Genomic DNA, 26,602 nt, shown 5'->3' on the forward strand with positions numbered 1-26,602 from the left:
GATGGGCGACACGAACAGGCACGTGGTGGCGATCTTCGGCGGCGCATGCGCCGGCTCGACGGCGGCCGACATGCTCGCCGCCAGGGGCGTCGAGGTCGTGGTCTTCGAGCAGAACGCCAGGCCCTACGGCAAGATCGAGGATGGCCTGCCCCGCTGGCACCGGGACCAGCGCCGCATGGAGTACCGCCGCATCGACGGCCGGCTCGACAGGCCCGGCGTCCACTTCGTGCCCCGCACCCGCCTCGGCACCGACGTGACCTTCGACGACGTGATCACCTGGGGCTTCAGCGCGGTGCTGCTGGCCAACGGCGCCTGGCGCGACCGCCCGCTCGACGTGCCCGACGCCGACCGCTGGATCGACCGCGGGCTCGTCTACCAGAACCCGTTCATCTACTGGTTCAATCACGCCTGCGAGGCCGGCTATGCCGGTCGCCGCTACGACGTGCCGCCGGGCGCCATCTGCATCGGCGGCGGCCTGGCCTCCATCGACGTCGTCAAGGTGTTCCAGCTCGAGACCTACGGGCGGGCGCTGGCGGCGCGCGGCATCGAGGTCTCCATGCACGATCTCGAGCACGCCGGCATCCCGGCCACCTGCGCCGCCCACGGCATCGCCGACCCGCATGCGCTCGGCGTCGAGGACGCGTGGCTGCTCTATCGACGACGCGTCGAGGACATGCCGCTGGCCACGCCCCCCGAGGGCGCCACGCCGGACCAGGTGCTCAAGATCGAGGCGGTACGCAAGAAGATGCTGGCCAAGGCGCAGGAGAAGTTCCTGTTCCGCGTCCGCCCGATGTCGCTGCCCACGGCGCTGCTCGTCGAGGACGGGCACGTCGTCGGCGCGAGGTTCGTCGAGACCGAGATGCGCGACGGCAAGGCCGTGCCGCTGCCGGAGCGCACCTTCGAGTTGCGGAGTCCGCTGGTGGTCAGCGCCATCGGCAGCCTTCCCGAGCCGCTGCCGGGCATCGTCATGAAAGGCACCTTCTACGACTACGCCGACTGGGACACCGGGGCGTATGCGCCGGTGCCCGGCGTCTTCGGCGTCGGCAACGTGGTGACCGGCCGCGGCAACATCAAGGCCTCGGAACTCCACGCCAAGGACGTCGCGCGATACCTCATCGAGCACTACCTCGGCATCCAGGACCCGGACACCCCGCGCGACCTGTCAGGGGTGGCCGCCGGCGCCGAGGCGCGAGCCGAGGCCGCGGTCGCTCAGGTGACCACGTTCCTCGACGGCAAGCGGCCGCTGGCCGCGGCGACCGCCGACGCCCTGCTCGCCCGGGCACACGAGCGTCAGACGGCCGTGGGCTACGACGACTACCGCACCTGGATGGCGAGGGTCACCCCGCCGGATGCCGAGTAGGCCGACAGTCGGCCGTGGGCTTTGGGCCGTGGGCCTTGGGCCGTGGGCCTTGGGGCTTGGGGTCGTCGACCGGTCGGATGAAATCGCTTTCGCACGATCTTCGCCTTGAGGTAGCCTAAGCAGCGGCCAGCCCCGAAGGCCGATGGCCGATGGCCGACAGTGAACCCCTGAATGACTGAACCGAACCTGTTCGACCTGCCCGAGTCCCCTGACGGCGGCGGCACGCCGCCCTCCGGGCCGGGCGAGACCGTCGTGCCGCTGCACGAGGCCGCCCAGACCCGTTACCTCAATTACGCCCTGTCGGTCATCACCTCGCGGGCCCTGCCCGACGTGCGCGACGGCCTCAAGCCGGTGCAGCGCCGCATCCTCTACACGATGTGGCAGCAGAACCTGACCGCCGACGCCAAGCACCGCAAGTGCGCCAAGGTGGTCGGCGACGTGATGGGCAACTACCACCCGCACGGCGACAGCGCCCTGTACGAGACCCTCGTGCGCATGGCGCAGCCCTTCTCGCTGCGCTACCCGCTGATCGACGGCTCGGGCAACTTCGGCTCGCTCGACGGCGACGGCGCCGCGGCCATGCGTTACACCGAGTGCCGCCTGGCCCGCATCAGCGACGAACTGCTCACCGAGCTCGACCAGGACACGGTGCCGTTCCGGCCCAACTACGACGGCACGCGCAGCGAGCCCGTCGTGCTGCCTTCGCGCGTCCCGACGCTGCTGATCAACGGCGCGATGGGCATCGCCGTCGGCATGGCGACCAACGTCCCGCCGCACCACCTCGGCGAGGTCTGCACGGCGTTGCTGCGCCTGATCGACAACCCCGAGCTGACGACGCTGCAGTTGTGCCGCTACGTGAAGGGGCCCGACTTCCCCACCGGCGGGCAGATCCTCAACTCGCCAGACGAACTCAAGGAGATCTACCGCACCGGCAGCGGGGCGATCCGCCTGCGCGGCATGTGGGAGCAGGGCGAGGTCGGGCGCGCGACCAAGGTGGTGACGATCACCGCCATCCCGTACACGGTCGACAAGTCGGAACTGGTCACGCGCATCGCCGACCTCGTCGTGTCGCGGAAGCTGCCGCCCCTGCTCGACGTGCGCGACGTCAGCACCGACGACATCCGCGTCGAGCTCGAGATCAAGCGCGACGCCGACGAGGCGCTGGTCATGGCGTACCTGTGCAAGCACACGCCGCTGCAGATCAGCCTCGGGGTCAACCTCACCTGCCTGATCCCCACCGAGCAGGACGACATCGGCCGTCCGGAGCGACTCGACCTCAAGGCGATGCTCTGGCACTTCCTCCACTTCCGGATGGACGTGGTGGCGCGTCGCCTCGAGCACGAGGCCGCGACCCTGGTCCGGCGGCTGCACATCCTCGAGGGCTTCGAGAAGGTCTTCGACGCGCTCGACGAGATCCTGGACATCGTCCGCAAGTCGGACGGCAAGGCCGATGCGGCTGCCAAGATCATCACGCGCTTCGGCCTTGACGAGGAGCAGACCGACGCGATCCTCGAGCTGAAGGTGTACCGCCTGGCGCGCCTCGAGATTCTCGTGGTGCAGCGCGAGCTGGCCGACAAGCGCGAGCGGCTGGCCGAGATTCGCGCCTTGCTGGCCGACGAGGCCGGCCGCTGGACGCTGGTCCGCAACGAGATCGCCGAGGTGCAGAAGCTGTACAGCGACACACGCGCCGATCGCCGTCGCACGACGTTTGCCAGCGACGAGGACGTCGTCGAGTACGACGCCGACGCGTTCATCATCGAGGAGGACAACGTCGTCGTTGTATCGCGCGACGGCTGGATCAAGCGGCAGAAGGAGGTCAAGGATCCGGCGACGACCCGGCTGCGCGAGGGCGACGAAGTGCTCGCCGCGGTCGGCGGCAGCACGCGCGCGACGCTGGTGCTGTTCACCACCCTGGGGGTCGCCTACACCTGCCGGTTCGTCGACGTGCCGGCCTCGACCGGCTACGGCGAGCCGGTGCAGCGCCTCTTCAAGTTCAAGGACGGCGAGCGCGTGGTGGCGGTGATGAGCCTCGACCCGCGCGTCAGCCCGGACCTGCGGGCGAAGACCGAGGGCGACACGCCGCCCCGCCACGCGCTCGCGGCGACCTCGGACGGCTACGCGTTGCGCTTCAGCCTCGAGCCCTACCTCGAGCCCAGCACGCGCGCCGGCCGCAAGTTCGCGCGGCTGCCGGACGGCGCGGAGATCGTCGGCGTCGTCCAGGTGACCGGCCAGGAGACCATCATCGCCGCGACCCGCGAGGCCCGCGCCATGCTGTGCCCCGTCGAGGAGGTCAACGTGCTGTCGGGCCCCGGCCGCGGCGTGATCCTGATCAAGATCGAGGCGGCGCGCGATCGCCTGCTCGGCTTCATCGCCTCACGCGGCGACCGCGACCTGATGGTCGTGGAGACCTCGCGCGGCGCCGAGCAGACGGTGAGCACCGCCAAGTACGAGGTCACCTCGCGCGGCGGCAAGGGACGCGAGCTCCTGCAGCGCGGGACCTTCACGCGGATCGTGCCGCCGCCGCCGGTCGTCGTCGGTCCCGCCGAATAGCCGGGCGGGGCATCCCGCCCCGCCGCGCCTCGCATGGTGATGAGCGATAGGATCGGGGCCATGGTTCGCGTCGTCGCCCTGTGCGCCTTCATCCTCGCCGCCTGTAGTCCCGCCCCCGAGGCGCCGCCCGACACCGGCTGGCGCGTCGGGGCCTCGAGCCGCTCGGTCCTGCCGACGGTCGACGGCGGCACCGGCTACGCGTCCCCCGAGCGCCTCCCGCCCGATGCCGACGCCGACGATCCCGGCGTGTTCGCCGCGCAGTTCGACCAGGGGCCGCTGACCGTCGGCAACGGGCGCGACAACGCCCACTGGGTGCGCGATGACCTGCGCGTCCGGGCGCTGGCGATGCAGCGCAGCGATGCCGATCGTGTCGTGGTGATCGTCTCGGCCGACGTGTACATGGTGTTCCGCCCCGACGCCGAGGAACTACGGCGCATGGTCCGGGAAGTGCTGCCCGAGGCGCGCAAGGACCGGGTCGAGGTGCTGGTGCACGCCACCCACAACCACCATGGGCCCGACACCGCATTCGCCGTGAACCCGGAGTGGTACCGCCTGTTCCTGGAGCAGGCCCGCGACGCCGTGCGCGAGGCGATCGAGCGGCTCGAGCCGGCCACCCTGCGGGTCGCCGAGGGCGTGCACTACTTCGGGGGCAGCGACCTCGGCGGCCTGCGCGTGTACGACCCGACGCTCGGGGTACTGCAGGCCCGTGCCACCGACGGGCGCGTCATCGCCACGCTGGTCAACTGGGCCAACCATCCCGAGAGCACCCTGAACTGGTCGCCGCCGCGCGAGCGGATCGCCGCTGCGTGCCGCACGCTGGCCTGGGCCGACGCGGCCTGCGACGCACAGGGGCGGTACCTCACGGCCGACTACCCCGGGGCGCTCGCCCGCTGGCTGGGGCGGCGCGTCGGCGGCGAAGTCGTGTACGTCAACGGCGCGGTCGGCGCGATGGCCTCGCCACTCGACGTGCCCGTCTGGGAAGTGAACGAGCGGGCCCCGATCGGCGACGGCTACACGCCGCCGCCGGCGGCGGTCCCGCCCGGCAGCGTCGGCAAGGACTTCAAGGTGCGCAACTTCCGCAAGGCGATCCTGATCGGCGAGCAACTGGGCGCCGCCGTCGAAGGCCTGCTGCGCGATGCCGGGCCGCTCGCGCCGGGGCCGCTCACGGTGACGCACCAGGCGTTCTTCACCCGCATGTCCAACATCGGCTTCCGCAAGCTGGCGGTGGTCGACCCGCAGTCCGGCCGCGCCGCACTCGGCTTCAAGCCGGGGGAACTGTTCTCGTGCCCGGCGACCGGGCCCAAGACCGCCGCCACGTGCGTCGACGACAAGCGGGCGGTGGAGACCGACCCGGTCGTCGGCCCGATCCGCAAGGGCGACCACACGCGCACGGCCGTCAGCCTGCTGCGCATCGGCGAGGTCACGATGGCGTTCCTGCCGGGCGAGGTGCCCGGGGAACTGGTGATGGGCCTGCCGCGCGCCATCAAGGCGACCCCACGACGCTGGGCCGACGAGACGCCCGAGCACCATGTGGCGCCCGACCGGATCGGCATCCCGGGGTACGTCAAGCGCATGCTCCCGGGGACGCACAAGTGGGCCGTCGGGCTGGGCAACGACGAACTCGGGTACATCCTGCCGCTCGACAACTACCGCGTGCTGTGCGTGGCCGACAAGCTCGCGGGCCCGGGCACGTGTGCGCGCTTGCACGCAGCGGGCCTCATCGACTTCCCCGATGCCGTTGCTGGCGCGCGCTGCAAGGCGCTCGTCGAGGATCCGGCCGCCGCGGCGTCACTGCCCGATGCCGCGCGCGAGGCCGTCCTCGGATCGTGCCGCTACGGGCAGGCCATGGGCCGTCCGGCGGGCCACTACGAGGAGACCAACTCGGTGGGCTGGGATGCGGCTGCCGACATGATCGCGGCGGTCGCGGCGGTCACCGGCAAGGACGACCGCACGCAGGTGAACGAGAAGTTCGCGGGCTACCACCACAGGTTCCCGCCGCCTCGGCCCTGACCGTCGCCTCGGGCCTGAGGGCCTCGGCGGCGATCAGGAATGCCGCGATGCCGCGATGCCGAGATTCCACCAAGGCCGAAGGCCGAACGCCGAAGGCCGTCGTGTTCAGGCCGTGACCGACTTGGTCTGGAACCCCGCGGCTTCCAGATCGTGCAGCAGCGCCTCCATGCGGGGCGCGACCTCGGCCGGCAGCTCGCTGCCGTGCTGCTTGATCAGTCGGCTCATCGTGTACGCGCGGAAGCGGATCGCCTCCATGTGGAAGGCCTGGATCGCCCGTTCGAGGTGCTCGCCGAGTTCGATCAGCTGGGTGGAAACGGTGGTGGTGGGGGTGGCCCGCAGCAGGGCCACGAGGGCCGCCGCGTCCTGGGCCGCCCGTTCACGGGGGCTGAGGCTGGTGGTCGTCACGGGCCCATTCTAGCGGCATGGAGCCACTTTCCGTCCCATTGGCGGAGGTCGACCCGGTCCTCGTGGCTGCGGCTCGGCCACGTCGCCCTTCCGCTCCGACGCGGACGGCTCTATCCACTTGTTCTCTTAAAGTTAGCGTTTCAACAAACCGTGTCAGCGCCCTTGCTGAACCGTGATGGATACGGCATACTGCCGCCACTCGCGTCGGGTGCAATGCCGCGCCCGCGCCGTCTTTTTTCTCCTCGCGAGGCACACATCACCATGGGTTCTGCTGCGTCGCGCGAAGCCATTCGCGCCATCCGGGAGTGGGCCATCACGGGCCCAGCGTCCCGTACCGCCCCCCGCTCCGCCGACGACTTCGGCCGGCTCGTCTTCAGCGACGCCGTCCAGCGCATCAAGCTGCCGCGCCCGGTCTACAAGGCCCTGCGCCGCACCATCACCCGGGGCGAGGCCCTCGATGTGTCGGTCGCCGATGCCGTCGCGGTCGCCGTGAAGGACTGGGCGCTCGAGCACGGCGCCACCCATTACACGCACTGGTTCCAGCCGCTCACCGGCATCACCGCCGAGAAGCACGACGCCTTCCTCTCGCCCACCGCCGAGGGCAAGGCCGTCACCGAGTTCAGCGGCAAGGAACTGATCAAGGGCGAGCCCGACGCCTCCTCGTTCCCGTCCGGGGGCATGCGCTCCACGTTCGAGGCGCGTGGCTACACGGCGTGGGACCCGACCAGCCCGCCCTGGATCTACAAGACCGCCTCCGGGACCACGCTGGTGATCCCGAGCGCGTTCGTCAGCTGGACCGGTGAGTCGCTCGACAAGAAGACGCCGCTGCTCCGCTCCATCGAGGCGCTCTCCAAGCAGGCCGTGCGCATCCTGAAGCTGTTCGGCTCGACCGCCGATCGCGTCATGACCACCTGCGGGCCCGAGCAGGAATACTTCCTGATCGACGCCAACTTCTACTACTCGCGTCCCGACCTGATCGGCGCCGGCCGCACGTTGTTCGGGGCCAAGCCGCCCAAGGGCCAGGAACTCGAGGACCAGTACTTCGGCTCGATCCCCGAGCGGGTCCTGGCCTGCATGCGCGAGGTCGAGGACGAGCTCTACGCCATCGGCGTGCCGGTCAAGACGCGCCACAACGAGGTCGCCCCGAGCCAGTACGAAATCGCGCCGATCTTCGAGCAGGCCAACGTCGCCACCGACCACCAGATGATGGTCATGGAGACGCTCAAGCGCGTCGCCCCCAAGCACGGCCTGGCCTGCCTGCTCCACGAGAAGCCGTTTGCGGGCGTCAACGGCTCGGGCAAGCACGTCAACTGGAGCATGGGCGACAGCGAGGGCAACAACCTCCTGAACCCGGGCGACACGCCGCACGACAACATCCAGTTCCTGGTCTTCTGCGCCGCCGTCATGCGCGCGGTCAACAAGTACCAGGGCCTGCTCCGCATGAGCGTCGCCAGCGCCGGCAACGACCACCGCCTCGGCGCCAACGAGGCGCCGCCGGCGATCATCTCGATCTTCCTCGGCGACATGCTCACCAGCATCTTCGAGCAGATCGAGAAGGGCGCGACGCGCAGCACCACGCACGGCGGCCTGCTCGAGACCGGCGTGGACGTCCTGCCCAAGCTGCCGCGCGACGCCGGCGACCGCAACCGCACGAGCCCGTTCGCCTTCACCGGCAACAAGTTCGAGTTCCGCGCGGTCTCCTCCAACCAGAGCATCGCGTTCCCGAACATCGTGCTCAACGTCGCCGTCGCCGAGTCGCTCGACTACATCGCCACCGAGCTCGAGAAGGCGGTCGAGAAGGGCGCCGAGCTCGAGGACGCGGTCGGCAAGCTCCTGGTCAAGCTGGTCAAGGAGAACAAGCGGATCATCTTCAACGGCAACGGCTATTCCGAGGCGTGGCAGAAGGAGGCCGGCAAGCGCGGCCTGCTCAACCTGCGCAACACGGTCGATGCCCTGCCGCAGCTGACCACGCCCGAGGCCATCAAGCTGTTCGAGGACTACAAGGTCCTCAACAAGCGCGAGCTCGAGGCGCGCCTCGAGATCAACTTCGAGGCCTACAACAAGGCGATCAACATCGAGGCGCAGACCATGGTGCTGATGGCCAACCGGTACATCCTGCCGGCCGCCCTCGCGTACCTGACCCAGGTCGCGCAGTCGGTCGCGGCGGGCAAGGCCGCCGGCGTGCAGAGCAAGGAAGCCAAGAAGCTCCTGACCGAGCTGACCAAGCTGACCGACACCTTCAAGCAGCGCACCGACGCCCTGGTGAAGGCGCTCGCCCACGAGGGCAACGGCGACTCGCACAAGCACGCCAAGTACATGCGCGACAAGATCGTCCCGGCGATGAACGCCCTGCGCGAGACCGGTGACGCGATCGAGCAGATCGTGCCGTCCAACGACTGGCCGCTGCCGACCTATCGGGAGATGCTCTTCATCAAGTAGAACGGGAATCGGGAGTCGGGAATCGGGAGTCGGATGCGCTCGGCGCATCCCTTCCCCCTTCTTCTGCCCCTGCCCCGCTTCTGGCTTCTTGCTTCGTCAGGCGGTCGACGCGCTCGCGTCGGCCGCCTTTCGCTTTTTATCCGCCTGTGCCGTATCCTGTGGGGAGACGGGCCGGCACTCCCGATTCCCGATTCCCGACTCCCGCTGAATGAGCACGTCCTACACCGCCAAAGACATCACCGTCCTCGAGGGCCTCGAGCCGGTCCGCAAGCGCCCCGGCATGTACATCGGCGGCGTCGGGGCCGCCGGCCTGCACCACCTCGTCTGGGAGATCCTCGACAACGCGATCGACGAGGCGATGAACGGCCACGCCAGCCAGATCGGCGTCACGCTGCACGCCGACGGCAGTTCGATCACCGTCGTCGACGACGGGCGCGGCATCCCGGTCGACGAGCACCCGAAGACGAAGAAGACCGCCCTCGAGGTCATCTTCACCGTCCTGCATGCCGGCGGGAAGTTCGAGCAGGGCAACTACAAGACGTCGGGCGGGCTGCACGGCGTCGGCGCCTCGGTGGTCAACGCCCTCTCCAAGGAACTGGTCGCCACCGTCAAGCGCGACGGCTTCCTCTGGGAGCAGCGCTTCAAGCAGGGCGTGCCGCAGGGCACGGTGAAGAAGCTCGGCCCGGCCCGCGGCACCGGCACCACCGTCTTCTTCCACCCCGATGCCACGATCTTCCCCAGGATCGAGTTCGATGCCGAGACCATTGCGCAGCGTCTCGAGATCGCCAGCTACCTGCACCGCGGCCTGAAGATCACCTTCGAGAACGAGGTCACCGGGCAGAAGGTCACCTACAACCACGCCGAGGGCCTGGCCGACTACCTGAAGAAGCTGGTCGCCGAGCGTGGCGCCAGGCCGGTCCACGACGCCGCGTTCGTCGTGTCGCGCGACGGCGCCCTGCGCCTCGACCTCGCCCTGCAGTGGACCGAGTCCACCGACGAGCACCTGCGCAGTTACGTCAACGGCATCCCGACCGGCTCCGGCGGCACGCACGAGAACGGCCTGCGCGCCGGCCTCGGCAAGGCGATGCGCAACTTCATCGAGACGCACAACCTCACGCCGCGCGGCGTCACGCTCACCGCCGAGGACCTGCGCGAAGGGCTGGTCGGCGTCCTGAGCGTGTTCGTCGAGGAACCGCAGTTCCAGGGGCAGACCAAGGATCGGCTCAACAATCCCGAGGTGATGTCGGCGGTGGACGGCCTGGTGCGGCCGGCCCTCGAGCACTGGCTCAACTCGAACATCTCGATTGCCGAGGCGATCGTCGCCCGGGTGATCCTGGCGGCCCGGGCCCGCGAGGCCAGTCGCGCGGCGCAGCAGGAAGTGACCCGCAAGTCCGCGACGGCGCATCGCCTCACGCTGCCCGGCAAGCTCTCCGACTGCACCACCACCAATCGCGGCCTCAGCGAGATCTTCATCGTCGAAGGCGATTCGGCCGGCGGGTCGGCCAAGCAGGGGCGCGACCGGGTGCGGCAGGCGATTCTGCCGCTGCGCGGCAAGGTCCTCAACACCGAGAGCGCCTCGACCGCCAAGGTCCTCGAGAACAAGGAGCTGGCCGACCTGGTGACCGCGCTCGGCTGCGGGGTCGGCAAGCAGTTCGACCTGGCGCGCCTGCGCTACGGCCGCATCATCATCCTGGCCGACGCCGACTCCGACGGCCACCACATCGCCACGCTGCTGCTCACGTTCATCTACCGGCACATGCCGCAGCTGATCACCGGCGGGCGGGTCTACCTGGCGCAGCCGCCCCTGTTCCGCATCGACGTCGGCAAGGAGACCTACTGGGCGCAGGACGACGCGCAGCGCGATGCAATCGTGAAGAAGGTGACGGGGCGCGCCAAGCCGGACATCACGCGCTTCAAGGGTCTCGGCGAGATGATGCCCAAGGTGCTCTGGGAGACGACGCTGAACCCCAAGACGCGTCGGTTGCTGCGGGTGACGATCGCCGACCAGTTGACCACCGACCGGGTGATCAACGAGCTGATGGGCAAGGACGCCTCGGCGCGCTTCCGGTTCATCATGGACCGCGCCGAGGAGGCCGACGAGCTCGACGTCTAGCGGCGGACGGTTGCAGGGCGGTCCTCACAAGCGTAAGGTTGAGCTCCGATCCATGACTCGTTGCCTCGCGTCCGTCGTTGCGTCGGCGCTGCTCCTCGCATGGAGCCCGTGCGCCTCGACCGTCCACGCCCAGGCGCCGGCCTCGGCGCAACCTCCCGCACCGGCCCCGTCCCAACCGGCGCCTCAGCCGCCGCCGGAGGCTGAGGCCCAGGAGAAGCAGAAGTACGAGGAAGAAGTCGTCGTCAGCGCCTCGCGCACCGAGCAGGCGCTGGTCAACGCCCCCGCCACCGTCACCCTGATCGACGAGGCGGTGATCCAGAATTCGCCGGCCACCAACTACGCCGACCTGCTCCGGGCGGTTCCCGGCCTGAACGTCACGCAGACCTCCGCGCGCGACATCAACATCACCTCCCGCGCCGCGACAGGCACCCTGGCCACCTCGCAGCTCGCCCTCGTCGATGGCCGCAGCATCTACCAGGACTTCTTCGGGTTCATCGCCTGGGACTTCCTGCCGATCGACCCGCAGGAAATCAAGCAGATCGAGGTGATCCGCGGCCCGGCCTCCGCCGTGTGGGGCGCCAATGCGCTGACCGGCGTCGTCAACATCATCACCAAGAGCCCGCGTGACCTGCAGGGCACGGCGTTCTCGCTGAGCGCCGGCATGTTCGGGCGCGACGCCGACGGCGTGGAGCGCAGCCGCGGCAACCTGTTCTCGGTCAGTGCGAGCCACGCCGCGGCGGTCAACGAGCGGTGGGCCTACAAGGTCACCACGGGCTACTACCAGCAGGACGCGATGGCCCGGCCGTCGGGCACCATCGACAACGGCACCGGCACCCGGTACCCCGACTTCGGCAACAGCGGCACGCGCCAGCCGAAGTTCGACGCACGCCTCGACTACGACCATCCCGACGGCCGGCAGAAGGTCGTGATGCAGGGCGGCTTCTCGGGCACCGAGGGCATGATCCACACGGGCATCGGCCCGTTCGACATCGATCGCGGCACCTACCTCGCCTACGGCAAGGTGAACTACTCGCGCGGCGCGACGCGGCTGAACACCTTCGTCAACCGCGTCGACGGCAGCGCCACCAACCTGCTCGCGGTCGGGGTCGACGGCAAGCCGCTGCCGTTCATCTTCAAGAACACGACCTTCGACGTCGAGGCGGGGCACCTGGCGACCATCGGCACGCGCCACGTCCTGAGCATGGGCGGCAACTTCCGCTACAACGCCTTCGATCTGTCGTTGGCGCCCGGCGAGGACTCGCGCACCGAGGGCGGCGCCTACCTGCAGGACGAGATCTTCCTGTCGTCGATGTGGCGCTGGGTCGTCGGCGGCCGCCTCGACAGGTTCTCCGTGCTCGACAACGTGGTGTTCTCGCCGCGCACCACGCTGATGTTCAAGCCCGGCCCGGCCCACACCGTGCGTGTCTCGTACAACCGCGCGTACCGTGCCCCCTCGCTGGTCAACAACTTCCTCGACACGACGATCATCAACCAGCTCGATCTCGGAGCGCTGAATCCGGCCCTGGCCGGCCGCGTGTACAACTTCCCGGTCGCCGCCGTCGGCAACCCCGACCTGTCGGAGGAGTCGCTCGACGCGTACGAACTCGGCTACTCGGGCGTCATCGCCAACCGCGCCACGGTGAGCGCGGCGTTCTACGTCAACGACAGCAAGAACTCGATCTTCTTCACGCAGAACGGGTCGTACCGCGCCACCAACCCGCCACCCGGGTGGCCGCTGCCGCCCGCCGCCCTCGAGCTGATCTACCTGTCGGGCCGGTTCGGCCCCGGCAACGGGCTGCCCTCGTCGTTCACCTACCTGAACTTCGGCAAGGTGAGGCAGAAGGGGCTCGAACTCGGCGTCGATGCCGACCTCGCCGGCGGGTGGACGGGCTTTGCCAACTACTCGTACCAGCCCAAGCCGGTGCCGACGGGCTTCGACATCTCCGAGCTCAACCTCCCCTCGCGGCACCGCGTGAATGTCGGTGGGAACTACACGGGCGTCCGCATGCTCGGCAACCTGTCGGTGAGCTACGCCAGCGACGCCTACTGGCAGGACGTCCTCGACTCGCGGTATCACGGCTACACCGACGCGTTCACGCTCGTCAACGGCACGGTCGGCTACCGGCTCACCGACACCTTCACGGTCTCGTTGAAGGTGATCAACCTGTTCGATCAGGAGATCCAGCAGCACATCTTCGGCGACGTCATGCGCCGGCAGGGCGTGCTGGAGTTGCGCATGAGGGTCGGCGCCAAGCCGTAAGAAGATTCTGATCAGGCCGTCCTCCCGCGCCTCGTGCGGGTGGACGGCGACTGTTCATTCCTCATACGGACGCAGCGTTGCTCGACAGCCCCGCGGGGGCACTGACGAGCGGCAACGGCCCCTGAGATCGGGCCCGGCATTCGGGCACGCGACGTGCTCTCGCTCGCGTCGTGATGCCACACGGATCCCCTCACGTTCGCCGCGCCGGGCTGTCGGCCGCGCGGCTCGTCGCCTGCGTTGCCCTCGCCGGCTCGTCCGCCACCGCACAACCCGCCGGCGTCCCCGTCGCCACCGTCGTTCGCCTGCCGGCGCTCGACGCGGCGGCGCGCCTGGCCAGTCCCTATGCGCCCGACCTGTCCCGCGACGGTCGGTTGGTCCTGTGGGTCGACACGCCGGCAGCCGGCGCCACCACCCAGGCGTGGCGCGTCGTGGACACCACGACGGGACTGGAGGTCGCCACCGGCACGACGCTAGCGCGCACCACGAGCGCCCCCAACGTGGCACTGTCGCCCGACGGGCGCCTGCTCGCCTTCGTCGCCGCAGCCGGCGGCGCCACCGAACTGCGGGTCCGCGACATCGTGGCGGCGACCGAGCGGGTCAGGCTCAGCGGCCCGTCACTGGGCGTGGAGGACATCACCGACGCCGGCGTGATCGTGTACGTGAGCGGAACCCAGGCGACTGCGCCGACGCACCTGCTGACCGACGACACGACCCGCGCGCTCACCAACCCCTGCCCCGCCCGCCCGGAGGCCGTCAGCGACGTGCTCATCGGGCCGGCCAGGGTCACCACCGACGGCAGCCAGGTGGCGTACGTGCGCTTCTGGTCTGCCGCGGGCGACGGTGCCACGCCGCGGCCGTCGGGCAGCGACCTGGTGCTCGCACCGCTGGCTGGTGGCTCGGCGTCGTGCGTCACCGCGGGCCCTACCCAGGACGGCAGGGCCATCGACCTGTTCAGCGCGCCGTACTACCTGAACTCCGCAGGCACGCTGGCCGCCGTGCAGGCCTACGTCGGCACCCGTGGGGGATGGAACCTGCTGGTGCCGCAGACCCGCGAGGTCCGGTCGCCGTCCCCGTCGCTCGCCAGCGACACCGTGCTGGGCATGTCCGACGACGGGCGGCTGCTGCTGGTGCGCCGGCAACTGGATCGACCTCGCACGCTCGTGCTTGACCGCGTGTCCGGCCTCGCGCAGGAGTTGGTGCCGTCTGCCGGGCGCGTGGTGGCGACGGCGGCCCTCAGTGCCGATGGACGCCTCGTGGTGTTCACCACGATGCCCATCGATCAGGGCGGCACCGTCACGCCCGCGTCGGCCGAGGCCTTCGTGGCCAGGCTCGACGCTGATGGCGACAACCTGCACGACGCGTGGGAGACGCTCTTCGGTCTCGACACATCGACGCCGAGCGGGGCGCTCGACCCCGACAACGACGGCCGGACGACCGCGCAGGAGTACGCCGCAGGCACTCACCCGCTGGCGGCCCCCGTGCGCTACTTCGCCGAGGGCGCCTCGGGCAGTTTCTTCACCACCAGCCTGGCGCTGCTCAATCCCACCGCGTCGGCGGTGACCGCCGTGGTGACCTTCCTGGGGCCCGAGGGCGCCACGGCGAGTACACCCGTCTCACTCGCCGCCGGCAGTCCCGCGTACCTCGATCCCGACACGCTCGGCTTGCCGTTCTCCGAGTTCTCGATTGTCGTCGAGGGCCCGGCGACGCTTGTGGCCGAACGTCGGATGGCGTGGGACCGTGCCCGGCAGTACGGCAGCCACAGTGGCACGGGTGTCGACCAACCGCGTGCCCAGTGGCACTTTGCCGAGGGGGCGACGATTGCCGGTTTGCAGACGTTCTTCCTCCTCCAGAACCCCGGCGACGCGCCCGCCACCGTGACGATGCGCTACCTGCTCGCCACCGGCATGGTCGAGACCCGGACCCACGTGGTGCCGGCGCGGTCGCGCGCCACCGTGTGGGTCAACCAGGAGGGCGCGCCCCTGAATGCGGCCGAGTTCGCGACCACCGTGGACGGCTCGCAACCGATCGTGGCCGAGCGCGCGATGTACCGCGACGCCCCCGGCGAGACCTTCGCGGCCGGCAGCGTGGCCAGCGGCGTGAGCGCTCCGGCCACCACGTGGTTCTTCGCCGAGGGCGCCACCGGCCCCTTCTTCGACACGTACCTGCTGCTGTCCAATCCGGCCACCACACCCGTCACGGTGAGCGTCGAGTACGACCCGGCCATCGACCCGGCCGACACCTCGGGCGCGGCGACCCCCATCGCCCGGTCCTACACCCTGGCGCCGCAGTCGCGCCGCACCATCTGGGTGGCGCAGGAAGCGCCCGCCCTGGCCAGCACGCAGGTCAGCGCCCGTCTCACCGCCACCGCACCCATCGTCGCCGAGCGCACGATGTGGTGGCCCGGTCCGACGGCGGCATCCTGGCGCGAGAACCACACCGAGATCGGCGCGACCGCCAGCGGCCTGGCCTGGGGCGTGGCCGACATCCCCGTCGAGGCCGCCGCGGGCGGCTGGGACACGTTCCTCCTGGTGGCCACCACCGAACCCTACCTCGCGCAGGTGCGGGTCGATGTCGTCTGCAGCGACGGCACCCGCGTCAGCCGGACGCCCAACCTGCTGCCCCAGCGCACCACGCTCTGGATGCGCCAGGAATTCCCGGAGATCGTCGGCAAGCGGTGCGGCGCCACGCTGACCTCGCTCGAGCACGTCGTCGCCTCGGCGCCGTCCGCGCCACCGCGCCGCGTGCCCATCGTGGTGGAAGTGGCCACCTACCGCGGCGACTTCGCGGCCGGCGGCGTCTCGCTCGCCACGCGCCTGCCCGAGTGACGTACGGGCGACGGGCTCCGGGCTGCGCAGGTGGCCCGCAGCCTGTCGCGTCGCGCAGCCGCCACTGCCATGTCGGCCGGACGTGCGCATGCGAGCGCGGCCCCTTGCATCGACACTTGCCGGAGCATGAGATGCACGTCTTGTGATGTGCGGCGTGGATGTGCAGGACGCGTCGGCGTGTTACAGATGGTCGGGTGCCGGGCAAGTGCACGTCGCCGGCGCCGTGGCATCCAGAGGACACAGTAAGGAGAGGTCATGTCCTGCACCCGGACATTCCGCGGCACCACCCTCCGGTGCTGCGCAGCCCTCGTCGCATGCTTGCCTCTCGGCGCCGCCCTGGCGCTCGGGCAATCCTCACCCATCGCCCAACCCGTGCCTGGGCTCGACGGCATCGCCAATGCCTCCATCCGGCAAATCACGCGGGATGGCACGCGCGTCCTCCTCGACGTTGGCTCACCGGGCTCTGGCGGCTACGTACTCGTGCTCGAGACCGGCACGGGCGCCGTCCTCTTCGACAGCCGGCCGATGCAGACGGCCGAGCGGCAGTTCGTGACGGCGACCCTCTCGCCCGACGGTGCATTCCTCGCCTACGCTGCGTACGCGGCAGGCAGCACCGTGCGCATTCGTCATCTGGTCACCGGCGAGGAGCAGGACATCTTCTCTACAGCAACAGCGGATATCCGGGTTCAGGCCGTGTCCGACGGCGGAGCCCTGGTGGGCGCGTACGACCCGCTGATCCCGGGATACGCGTCCTTCGCCGTCGGCGGCGCCGGGCAACCGCCGAAACGATTTGGCGCGACGTGTCCTACAGGTACGTTCCCGCGACTGGGCTGCACGCGGGAACCGCTGACGATGACGGCCGACGGTACGCACGTGGCATTCAAGCGAGGCTGGTTCCTGGCCGTCGACAACATCGCCCACTACGAACTCATGGTCGGCGACGTCCCGCAACAGCGTTCGCGTATCCTTCCGATTACCCATCCAGAGCTGGCACCGGAACCCCACCCACCGCTGCCCTGGCCGGACGTGAAGATGAGCGGCGACGGCCATTGGGTCGGCTTCACGGGTCGGACCCGAGGCAGCGACGAGCCACGTGCCGCACTGGTACACCGTGTCACGGGCCAGACAGTCCTCGTAGCGGCGGCGCTCGGCCGCACCTATTTTCACGACGTCAGCGACGATGCGCGGTTCGTCCTGCTCACCGGCGAGTACTCCTCCATCACCGGCCAGCAGGTGCGCGTCGTCGATCGCCTCACGGGCCTGGTGACGCCTGTGCTCGATCCCCTCGATACACCCGCTGGTCGCTACCGCGTGCTCTCGACCCACCTGAGTGGTGACGGCAGCACCCTCGTCGCGACGCTCGGCGACGGCGGGACGTCCGATCCCACGCCGCAACGCACCTACATCGCCCGCCTCGACGCCGATCGCGACGGCATGCATGACGTGTGGGAGGCGACCTTCGGCCTCGCCCCCTCGAATGCAGCCGACGCCGTGCTCGACCCGGACGGCGATGGCGCGTCGAGCCTGCAGGAGTACGCCGCAGGCACTCACCCCTACGGCACACCCGTCCGCCATTTCGCGGAAGGCGCCGATGGCGCGTTCTTCGCCACCAGTGTCGCCCTCTACAACCCCTCCACGACGACGGTCACGGCCAACCTGCGGTTCCTCGGCCCCGACGGAGCCACCGCCTCCAGGCCAGTCACCGTGCCGGCGCAAGGGCCGGCATATGTGGAGGTGTCGTCACTAGGACTGCCCTTCAGTGAATTCGCCACTGTCGTCGAAAGCCCCGTGCCGCTCGTCGCCGAGCGACGCATGACCTGGGATCGCTCGGGCCAGTACGGAAGTCACTCGGGGACGGGCGTGGCATCGCCCGGCCCGACCTGGCACTTTGCCGAGGGGGCGACGATTGCCGGCCTGCAGACGTTCTTCCTGCTCCAGAACCCCGGCGACACGCCCGCCACCGTGACGATGCGCTACCTGCTCGCCACCGGCGTGGTCGAGACCCGGACCCACGTGGTGCCGGCGCGGTCGCGCGCCACCGTGTGGGTCAACCAGGAGGGCGCGCCCCTGAATGCGGCCGAGTTCGCGACCACCGTGGACGGCTCGCAACCGATCGTGGCCGAGCGCGCGATGTACCGCGACGCCCCCGGCGAGCCGTTCGCGGCCGGCAGCGTGGCCAGCGGCGTGATCGCCCCGGCCACCACGTGGTTCTTCGCCGAGGGCGCCACCGGCCCCTTCTTCGACACGTACCTGCTGCTGTCCAATCCGGCCACCACACCCGTCACGGTGAGCGTCGAGTACGACCCGGCCATCGATCCGGCCGACACCTCGGGCGCGGCGACGCCCATCGCCCGGTCCTACACCCTGGCGCCGCAGTCGCGCCGCACCATCTGGGTGGCGCAGGAAGCGCCCGCCCTGGCCAGCACGCAGGTCAGCGCCCGTCTCACCGCCACCGCACCCATCGTCGCCGAGCGCACGATGTGGTGGCCCGGTCCGACGGCGGCATCCTGGCGCGAGAACCACACCGAGATCGGCGCGACCGCCAGCGGCCTGGCCTGGGGCGTGGCCGACATCCCCGTCGATGCCGCCGCGGGCGGCTGGGACACGTTCCTCCTGGTGGCCACCACCGAACCCTACCTCGCGCAGGTGCGGGTCGACGTCGCCTGCAGCGATGGCACCCGCGTGAGCCGCACGCCGAACCTGCTGCCCCAGCGCACCACGCTCTGGATGCGCCAGGAGTTCCCCGAGATCGTCGGCAAGCGGTGCGGCGCCACGCTGACCTCGCTCGAGCACCGTGTGACGCTGTCGCCCGAGGTGCCCCGGCGGCGCGTGCCCATCGTCGTGGAAGTGGCCTCCTACCGCGGCGATTTCGCGGCCGGCGGCGTCTCGCTCGCCACCCGACTGCCCGAGTAGGCCGAGGCGCGCCCGACGGTGGAGGCGCGGCGGCGGGGTGTGGCCTGTCGACTGTGGCCCGCGCCCCGTTCGGCGTTCGGCGTTCGGCGTTCTATACTTTCCCCGCCCGTACGTGCCCGAAACGCCCCTTCCTCCCCACCATCCCCACGCGTTGCCCCGTGTGCCCCCGGCCGAATGGTCGCGTGCCGGCGTGGTCCGCCTGATCGCCATCCTGGCCGCCGTCCTGGTGGTGCCGTTGATCTGGCGACCGGCGATGGCGCGGCTGTCGACGCGGGCGGTGCAACCGAGCTACCTGCCGGCACTCGAGGCCTCGCGCGAGCGCATCGCGTTCCGTCCGGGCCCGATCGAGGACCTCAAGCGGCTGCACCCGTCCTACGTGTTCATCGGCGACTCGATGCTGGGCACCCGGATCGACGCCGGGTACCTCGCCGGCCTGCTCGGCCAGGACGTGGCGATGCTGGCGCGGGCCGGCACCGGGCCGGCGTACTGGTACCTCAGTTTCAAGAACTACCTGATCGCCAGCGGCGAGCGGCCGAAGGTCACGTTCTTCTTCTTCCGGGATCTGAACATGACCGACCCCCTGTTCAGGCTCACGGGACCGTTCCGCTGGTCGCTCGACGAGGTCGCGCACGAGCAGGAACCGGCGCTCGACGACGTCATCGCGGCGCGGATGCGGGGGGCATGGTTCCGGGTGCACCAGGCGGTCAACACCGCGTACGACATCGACCGGGCCAATGCCTACGTCGAGCGCCAGTTCTACGACTGGCCGACGCGCCTCTGGACCGCCGACGAGCCCGGGAGGCGCGCCTTTCTCGACAAGCTCAATTTCGAGATCATGGGTCTCGACCGGCTGCGCCCGATGGCTGCGGCCGACCTGCAGGCGGCCGAGGACAAGGAAGCCGACTTCGCGCGCAACATGCCGCGGTCGGTGCTGCCCCTCATCGTGGATCTGGCCAAGCAGCACGGCATGAAGGTGTGCTTCGTGCGCGTCCAGCGTCGCCCCGTCGGTAACAAGGCGCCGCCGCAGTCGCCCCGCATGCAGGAGTACATGAAGCAGTTCCGCGCCTATGCCGAGCGCGAGGGCATGTACTTCCACGACGACACCGGCGACCCGATGCAGACGCTCGCGATGTACGAGGACGGCGACCACATCGCGCGCGCCCATCGCCAGCGCTACACGCGGCAGTTCCGCGCCAACCTGAACAGGCTGTTCCGGTGATCTTCCACAGCCTGGACTTCGTCGTCTTCTTCCTGCTGGTCACGGCCGTCTACTGGCGGCTGCCGCACGGCGGCCAGAACTGGCTGCTGCTGGTGGCCAGCTACGTCTTCTACGGCTGGTTCGAGCCGTGGTTCTGCATCCTGCTCGGCGGCACGACGCTGGTGGACTGGTGGGTCGCCCTGCGCATGGATCCCGACCCATCGCGGAGCGCCGACGCCTTCGCCCATCCGTCGCCGTCCGAGCGGGTGGCGCGGCGCCGCTGGCTGCTGGGCAGCCTGGTGTCCAACCTTGCGGTGCTCGGCACGTTCAAGTACTTCGACTTCTTCGTCGGCAGCGTGCAGTCGGGCCTTGGCGCGCTCGGCATCGAGGCCTCGTTGCCGCTGCTGAAGCTGGCCCTGCCGGTCGGCATCTCGTTCTACACGTTCCAGAGCCTGAGCTACACGATCGACGTCTATCGGGGTCGCCTGCGGGCCTGTCGATCGCTGCGTGACTTTGCGTTGTTCGTGTCCTTCTTCCCGCAACTGGTCGCCGGCCCGATCGAGCGCGCGGAGGCGCTGGTGCCGCGCGTGCTGGCGCCGCGCGTGTTCAACCTGGTGGTGGCCCGCGACGCCCTGGTGCTGATGGCCTGGGGGTTCTTCAAGAAGCTGGTCATCGCCGACAACGTCGGCATCATCGCCAACCGGGTGTTCGCGATGAAGGATCCGGGCTTCGAGATGCTGTGGGCGGGAGTCTTCGCGTTCGGCGTGCAGATCTACGCGGACTTCTCGGCCTACACCGACATCGCGCGAGGCAGTGCCCGGTGGCTCGGGTTCGACCTCATGAAGAACTTCGACCACCCGTACCTGGCGGTCTCGCCGTCGGACTTCTGGCGCCGGTGGCACATCTCGCTGTCGTCGTGGTTCCGCGACTACCTGTACATCCCGCTGGGCGGGTCCCGTCACGGCCTGCCGCGCACGCTCGCCAACGTCTTCATCACGTTCCTGCTGTCGGGCCTGTGGCACGGGGCGGCGTGGAACTTCGTGTTGTGGGGCGCCTACCACGGCCTGCTGCTGGTCATCGAGCGCGTGTGGGGTGCCATCCGCGGCCTCGGCAGGCATCCGGGCCGCCATCGCCTGCCCATCTGGCGCGCGCTGCCGCAGTGGGCGCTGATGTTCGTGCTCGTGCACGTCGGGTGGCTGCTGTTCCGTGAGGGCGATGCGGCGATGCTGTGGCGCGACGTCACGCTCGTGCCCGGCACGGCGCCGCTGGCCGAACGGCAGGCCGGCTACTACCTGGCGCTCATCGCGCTGTCGTTCTCGCTGCCGCTGTGGGCACACAGCCTGTGGACGCTGTGGCAGGGCCGGTCGTACAGCGACCGCCCGGCGGTCCGCGAGGCCGACGTGCCGACCAGCACGGTGGCCTGGCAGGCCGTCGCCGTCGGCGTCATGTTCGCCACCATCCTGGTGCTGCGCAGCCGCACGTCGCTGGACTTCATCTACTTCGCGTTCTAGAGCGGCAGTCGGCAGTTGGCGGTCGGCGCAGACGGCCGCCGTCGGCCGGCAGGCTGTAGGCTGTAGCCTTGTCCGCCTTCTCCTCCCTCGTCCTCGACGCGCTGGCCTCCCATGGGTTGCGTCCCCGGCCCGATACGACCGTCGACCTGCTTCGTGGCCAGGTGAACGACCTGTATCGCTACGAAATCCGCCAGCTGCGCCGCCGCCTGCTGGCCGGCGAGATCCCGAAGGACGGTTACGCCGATGCCGTGCGCGCCCTCCGCCTGCGCTACCTGTTGCTGTCGTTGCCCAAGGAACAGTGGCGGGTGCGATAGAATTCGGGATCTGTATGGGTGGATGGAACGAGTTCCAGGGTCTGAACGCCGGGTACGTCCTCGAACTCTACGATCGCTACCGGCAGGACCCCACCGCCGTGGACGCGCAGACGCGCGCCTACTTCGAGCAGTGGACGCCCCCTGAACCTCCCTCGGCGGCCTCGACGGGCCAGGCCTCCACGGCCGACCTGCGCGCCGTCGTCGGGGCCGCGACGCTGGCCGAGTCGATTCGCCGCTACGGACACCTCGCGGCCCAGATCGACCCGCTGGGGTCGAGGCCGACCGGCGACCCGGCCCTGGATCCGCAGGCGCACGGCATCACCGAGGACGACCTGCGGCGCCTGCCGGCGGCCGTCGTGAGCGGGCCGCTGGCCGAGGGGCAACCCAACGCGGCGGCGGCCATGGACGCGCTCCGCCGCGCCTACTGCACGCGCACCGGCTACGACTTCGCGCAGGTGTTCATCCCCGAGGAGCGCGAGTGGCTCCGGCTGGCGGTCGAGAGCGGACGCTTCCAGCCGCCGTCCTCACCGATCGACGCCGAGGCCCTGCTCGACCGCATCACCGAGGTGGAGACGTTCGAGCGGTTCCTGCACCGCACCTTCCCCGGCAAGACGCGCTTCTCGGTCGAGGGGCTCGACATGCTGATCCCCATCCTCGACATCGTCATCGACGGCGCCGAGGATGCAGGACTGCAGCACGTGCTCATCGGCATGGCCCATCGCGGCCGCCTCAACGTGCTCGCCCACGTCCTCGGCAAGCCCTACGAGCAGATCCTCGCCGAGTTCAAGGATCCGGCGACGACGCGCACCGGCTACCGCATCGATCTGGGCTGGACCGGCGACGTGAAGTACCACGCCGGCGCGCTCCGCAAGGTGGGCAGCGACCTGCACGTGTCGATGGCCCCCAACCCGAGTCACCTCGAGTTCGTCAACCCGGTGGTCGCCGGCATGGCGCGCGCGGCAGGCACCGATGCCGACAAGCCGGGGCGCCCGGTGTTCGACGCCGACCGCACGCTGCCGGTGCTCATTCACGGCGACGCGGCGTTCCCCGGCCAGGGCATCGTGGCCGAGACGCTCAACCTCGGTCGCCTCGACGGCTACACGGCCGGCGGCACGATCCACATCATCGCCAACAACCAGCTCGGGTTCACGGCGGTGCCGTCCGAGTCGTACTCGACCTCGTACGCCAGCGGCCTGGCGCGCGGCTTCAAGATTCCGATCGTCCACGTCAACGCCGACGACCCGATCGCCTGCATCGCGGCGGCGCGCATGGCCTGGGCGTACCGCGCCCGCTTCCAGCGCGACTTCCTGATCGATCTGGTCGGCTACCGTCGCTACGGGCACAACGAGGGCGACGAGCCGGGCTTCACGCAACCGCTGATGTACCAGCGCATCGCCAATCACCCGACGGTGCGCGAGCAATGGGCGGCCTGGGTGGAGAAGGCCACGGGCAAGACGGGCCTGGCGCAACCGATGGTCGAGCGACGCATGGCGGCGCTGGAGCAGGTGTACGCGCAGCTCAAGCCCGAGGAAGCCATCGTCAACCCGATTCCCGAGGCGCCGCCGGCCGGTGCTGCACGCCAGGTCAAGACGTCGGTGCCCCTCACCGACCTGCGGGCCATGAACGAGGCGCTGCTGACCCGCCCGGCGGGCTTCGAGGGTCACCGCAAGCTCGATCGCGGCCGCGAGCGCCGCAAGGCGATCTTCGACTCGCCCGACGAGCGGTCCATCGACTGGGCCACCGCCGAGGAACTCGCCTACGCCAGCATCCTCGCCGACGGCATCCCGATCCGGCTCACCGGCGAAGACGTCCAGCGCGGCACGTTCAGCCATCGCCACGCGGCGTTCCGCGACGTGCAGACCGGCGCCATCGACATCCCGCTGCAACGTCTGCCGCAGGCACGCGCGAGCTTCGAGATCCACAACAGCCCGCTCAGCGAGAACGCCACGATCGGCTTCGAGTACGGGTACAACGTGCAGGCGCCCGATCGGATGGTGATCTGGGAGGCGCAATACGGCGACTTCATCAACGGCGCGCAGGTGATGCTCGATCAGTTCGTGACGTCGGCGCGCGCCAAGTGGGGGCAGACGCCGTCGCTGGTGCTGCTGCTGCCGCACGGCTACGAAGGCCAGGGCCCCGAGCACTCGAGCGCCCGTCCCGAGCGGTTCCTCGGCGCGGCGGCCGACATCAACCTGCGCATGGCCAACTGCACGACGGCCGCGCAGTACTTCCACCTGTTGCGCCGGCAGGCGCTGCTGCTCACCACCGACCCGCTCCCCCTCATCGTGCTGACGCCGAAGAGCCTGTTGCGCCACCCGCTGGTGGCCTCGACGCCGCGTGAGTTCGAGGACGGGGCCTGGCGGCCGGTCATCGACGACGTCGAGGCGCAGGCGCGGGCGCGCGAGGTGACGCGCGTCGTGTTCTGCAGCGGCAAGGTCTACGTCGATCTCGTGTCGGCCGAGCAGCGCCAGTCCGATCGCACCACGGCGATCTGCCGCATCGAGCAGCTCTACCCGTTCCCGAGCGAGGACGTCGCCGCGGTGCTCGACCGCTACCCCAACGCCGCCGACGTCGTGTGGCTGCAGGAAGAGCCGCTGAACATGGGGGCCTGGGACTTCTTCCGCCCCTGTTTCGAGGAACTGCTCGACGACCGTCGTTTCCTGCGGTACGTCGGGCGCCCGCGCAGCGCCAGCCCCTCGGAGGGCTCGCTGGCGTGGCACATGATCAACCAGAAGATGCTGGTGGCCGAGGCGTACGCCCCCACCGCTCCCGCGCCGCGCGCCTCGCGCGGCCGCGTCAAGGCAAAGGCGTAGAGAGCACACATGGCCGCACAGGTGGTGGTCCCGCAGCTCGGCGAGTCGGTGGTCGAGGCGCGCGTCGCGCGCTGGCTGAAGAAGGAAGGCGAGGCCGTCGCCGTCGGTGACGCGCTCGTCGAACTCGAGACCGAGAAGATCGATCTCGAGGTGAATGCCGATCAGGCCGGAGTGCTGGCGAAGATCATCCGGCAGGAAGGCGAGGACGTGAAGGTCGGCGAGCCGTTGGCGGAGATCGAGGTCGGCGCCGCGGGTGCCAGCGCTGCCGCCGATGCCCCCGCGTCGGCCACCCCCGCGCCTCCCGAAGCCGTGACGCCCGCGGTGGCCGCAGCGCCGGCGGGCGCCGCCGATGGGCCGCGCGCCACGCCGGCCGCCCGCAAGGCGGCCGAGGTCCATCAGGTGGACATGGCGCAGGTGCAGGGCACCGGCGACGCCGGCCGCGTGATGCGCCGCGACGTGCAGGCCGCCGCCGGCCAGGCCCAGGCGCCGGCCGCCGCGACGCCGCCCCCGGCCGCAAAGCCGGCCCCCGCGCCGGTGGCGCCCCCGCGCCCCGCGATCGTGCCGGGCAGCCGCACCGAGGAGCGGGTGCGGATGTCCAAGCGCCGGCTGACGATTGCCCGCAACCTCGTCGAGGCGCAGCGCACGGCGGCCATGCTCACCACCTTCAACGAGGTGGACATGACCGAGCTGATGGCCCTGCGCGAGCGCCGCAAGGAGCAGTTCGCCAAGCGGCACGGCGTCGGGATCGGCATCGCCTCGTTCTTCGTCAAGGCCGCCGTCGCCGCCCTGAAGGCCTTCCCCCGCCTCAACGCCGAGATTCAGGGCGAGGAGATGGTGCTCAAGCACTACTACGACGTCGGCATCGCCGTCGGCGCCGAGCAGGGGCTGGTGGTCCCCGTGATCCGGTCGGCCGAGCAGCTGTCGTTCGCGGGCATCGAGCTGGCCATCCGCGATTTCGCCGCGCGCGCCAAGAACAACACGCTGACGCTCGAGGACCTGAAGGGCGGCTCCTTCACGATCACCAACGGCGGCGTCTTCGGCTCACTGCTCAGCACGCCGATCCTGAACCCGCCGCAGGTCGGCATCCTCGGGTTGCACAAGATCGAGGACCGTCCGGTCGCCATCAAGGGCCAGGTGGTCGTGCGACCGATGATGTATCTGGCCCTGTCCTACGACCACCGGATCGTGGACGGGCTCGAAGCGGTGCAGTTCCTGGTGAAGATCAAGGAATACATCGAGGATCCGGGGCACCTGTTGCTGGAATCCTGACGGCCTTCGTCGGTCGGCCTACGGCCTTCGGCCTCTGGCCCTTGACGTTCCGGCATTCGGCATTCCCGGCATTCTCGGCAGTACCCGCGGCGGTTGGTGGCCGCACCGGCGACCACCGACCGCCCCTTCGAATGGGGCGTCCTATGAATATGCCGCCGACACGACCGTTCATCGCCACGGTCCTGCTGCTGGGAGTTGGCATCGGCTCCTCCCCCGTCCACGCCCAGCAGCCGGCGGCTCGCCAGGCCGCCGACCTCGAGCGCATTCGGCGCACGTTCGCCACCCAGCCCACCGAGTCGAAGTTCATCGGCCCGGTCCGCGCCGACTACTCGGTGCGCGTCGAGGAAGCCCCGGAGGACCTCGATTACCACTTCGGCTGGATCTACGACCAGACCACCGCGACGCCCGGTTACGTCCGCCCCTGGTATCCCATCTACCACTACCAGATGCAGTCGCTGACCATCCCCACCGAGCATCGCGCGCAGCTCTACCCGGCCGGCGTGCCGGTGAGCGGCGCCACGGTCGGCGCCATCAAGAACGCCTTCAGGAAGCGCAAGGAGCGGAAGGCGAAGGAAGAGGTCGCCGCCGAGGTCGCGGCGATCAAGAAGTCCGGACAGTAGCC

15 protein-coding genes are annotated in these 26,602 nt (G+C 69.9%); 14 read left to right on the forward strand and 1 reads right to left on the reverse strand.

Going from position 1 to position 26,602, the window contains the following annotated elements; all coding sequences use genetic code 11:
* The first annotated feature begins 1 nt into the window (after window position 1).
* From TBR22_RS13175 to TBR22_RS13185, 3 genes are all read left to right on the forward strand, one after another.
* Window positions 2-1,360, forward strand: coding sequence for a hypothetical protein (locus tag TBR22_RS13175; protein ID WP_239493454.1), 1,359 nt, complete (start codon window positions 2-4; stop codon window positions 1,358-1,360).
* A gap of 171 nt (window positions 1,361-1,531) precedes the next feature.
* Complete coding sequence (locus tag TBR22_RS13180; protein ID WP_239493455.1) at window positions 1,532-3,910, forward strand: DNA topoisomerase (ATP-hydrolyzing) subunit A; 2,379 nt, start codon at window positions 1,532-1,534, stop codon at window positions 3,908-3,910.
* 60 nt (window positions 3,911-3,970) lie between these two features.
* Window positions 3,971-5,920 carry a hypothetical protein gene (locus TBR22_RS13185; RefSeq protein WP_239493456.1) on the forward strand — a complete coding sequence of 650 codons (1,950 nt, stop codon included), beginning with the start codon at window positions 3,971-3,973 and terminating at the stop codon, window positions 5,918-5,920.
* Window positions 5,921-6,025: 105 nt separating this feature from the next.
* On the opposite strand, the gene TBR22_RS13190 is transcribed toward TBR22_RS13185, so the two are convergent.
* The gene (locus TBR22_RS13190) at window positions 6,026-6,325 is read right to left on the reverse strand and encodes a hypothetical protein (RefSeq protein WP_239493457.1); all 300 of its coding nucleotides are present in this window, start codon (window positions 6,323-6,325) and stop codon (window positions 6,026-6,028) included.
* A 261-nt stretch (window positions 6,326-6,586) separates the two neighbouring features.
* Between TBR22_RS13190 and TBR22_RS13195 the strand changes: the two genes are divergently transcribed.
* From TBR22_RS13195 to TBR22_RS13245, 11 genes are all read left to right on the forward strand, one after another.
* On the forward strand, window positions 6,587-8,764 hold the full coding sequence (locus TBR22_RS13195) for a glutamine synthetase III (RefSeq protein WP_239493458.1): 2,178 nt from the start codon (window positions 6,587-6,589) through the stop codon (window positions 8,762-8,764).
* A gap of 208 nt (window positions 8,765-8,972) precedes the next feature.
* Window positions 8,973-10,877 (forward strand): type IIA DNA topoisomerase subunit B, encoded by a 1,905-nt coding sequence (locus TBR22_RS13200; protein WP_239493459.1) that lies wholly within the window; start codon window positions 8,973-8,975, stop codon window positions 10,875-10,877.
* Window positions 10,878-10,929: 52 nt separating this feature from the next.
* Window positions 10,930-13,137: a TonB-dependent siderophore receptor gene (locus TBR22_RS13205; protein WP_239493460.1), complete on the forward strand. Its 2,208-nt coding sequence runs from the start codon at window positions 10,930-10,932 to the stop codon at window positions 13,135-13,137.
* A gap of 173 nt (window positions 13,138-13,310) precedes the next feature.
* The gene (locus TBR22_RS13210) at window positions 13,311-15,962 is read left to right on the forward strand and encodes a hypothetical protein (protein ID WP_239493461.1); all 2,652 of its coding nucleotides are present in this window, start codon (window positions 13,311-13,313) and stop codon (window positions 15,960-15,962) included.
* 372 nt (window positions 15,963-16,334) lie between these two features.
* Window positions 16,335-18,875: a hypothetical protein gene (locus TBR22_RS13215; protein WP_239493462.1), complete on the forward strand. Its 2,541-nt coding sequence runs from the start codon at window positions 16,335-16,337 to the stop codon at window positions 18,873-18,875.
* Between the two features lie 160 nt (window positions 18,876-19,035).
* On the forward strand, window positions 19,036-20,094 hold the full coding sequence (locus TBR22_RS13220) for a hypothetical protein (protein ID WP_239493463.1): 1,059 nt from the start codon (window positions 19,036-19,038) through the stop codon (window positions 20,092-20,094).
* On the forward strand, window positions 20,091-21,584 hold the full coding sequence (locus TBR22_RS13225; RefSeq protein ID WP_239493464.1) for an MBOAT family protein: 1,494 nt from the start codon (window positions 20,091-20,093) through the stop codon (window positions 21,582-21,584). The genes TBR22_RS13220 and TBR22_RS13225 overlap by 4 nt, the downstream gene beginning before the upstream one ends.
* 68 nt (window positions 21,585-21,652) lie before the next feature.
* Window positions 21,653-21,898, forward strand: a complete 246-nt coding sequence (locus tag TBR22_RS13230; RefSeq protein ID WP_239493465.1) for a hypothetical protein — start codon at window positions 21,653-21,655, stop codon at window positions 21,896-21,898.
* Window positions 21,899-21,912: 14 nt separating this feature from the next.
* Window positions 21,913-24,711 (forward strand): 2-oxoglutarate dehydrogenase E1 component, encoded by a 2,799-nt coding sequence (locus TBR22_RS13235; protein ID WP_239493466.1) that lies wholly within the window; start codon window positions 21,913-21,915, stop codon window positions 24,709-24,711.
* A gap of 9 nt (window positions 24,712-24,720) precedes the next feature.
* Window positions 24,721-25,980, forward strand: a complete 1,260-nt coding sequence (gene odhB / locus TBR22_RS13240) for a 2-oxoglutarate dehydrogenase complex dihydrolipoyllysine-residue succinyltransferase (protein WP_239493467.1) — start codon at window positions 24,721-24,723, stop codon at window positions 25,978-25,980.
* Between the two features lie 149 nt (window positions 25,981-26,129).
* A complete protein-coding gene (locus TBR22_RS13245; RefSeq protein WP_239493468.1) occupies window positions 26,130-26,600 on the forward strand; it encodes a hypothetical protein in 471 nt (156 codons plus the stop codon).
* Window positions 26,601-26,602 lie beyond the last annotated feature (2 nt).

The sequence above is a fragment of the Luteitalea sp. TBR-22 genome, from assembly GCF_016865485.1.
Taxonomy (GTDB): domain Bacteria; phylum Acidobacteriota; class Vicinamibacteria; order Vicinamibacterales; family Vicinamibacteraceae; genus Luteitalea.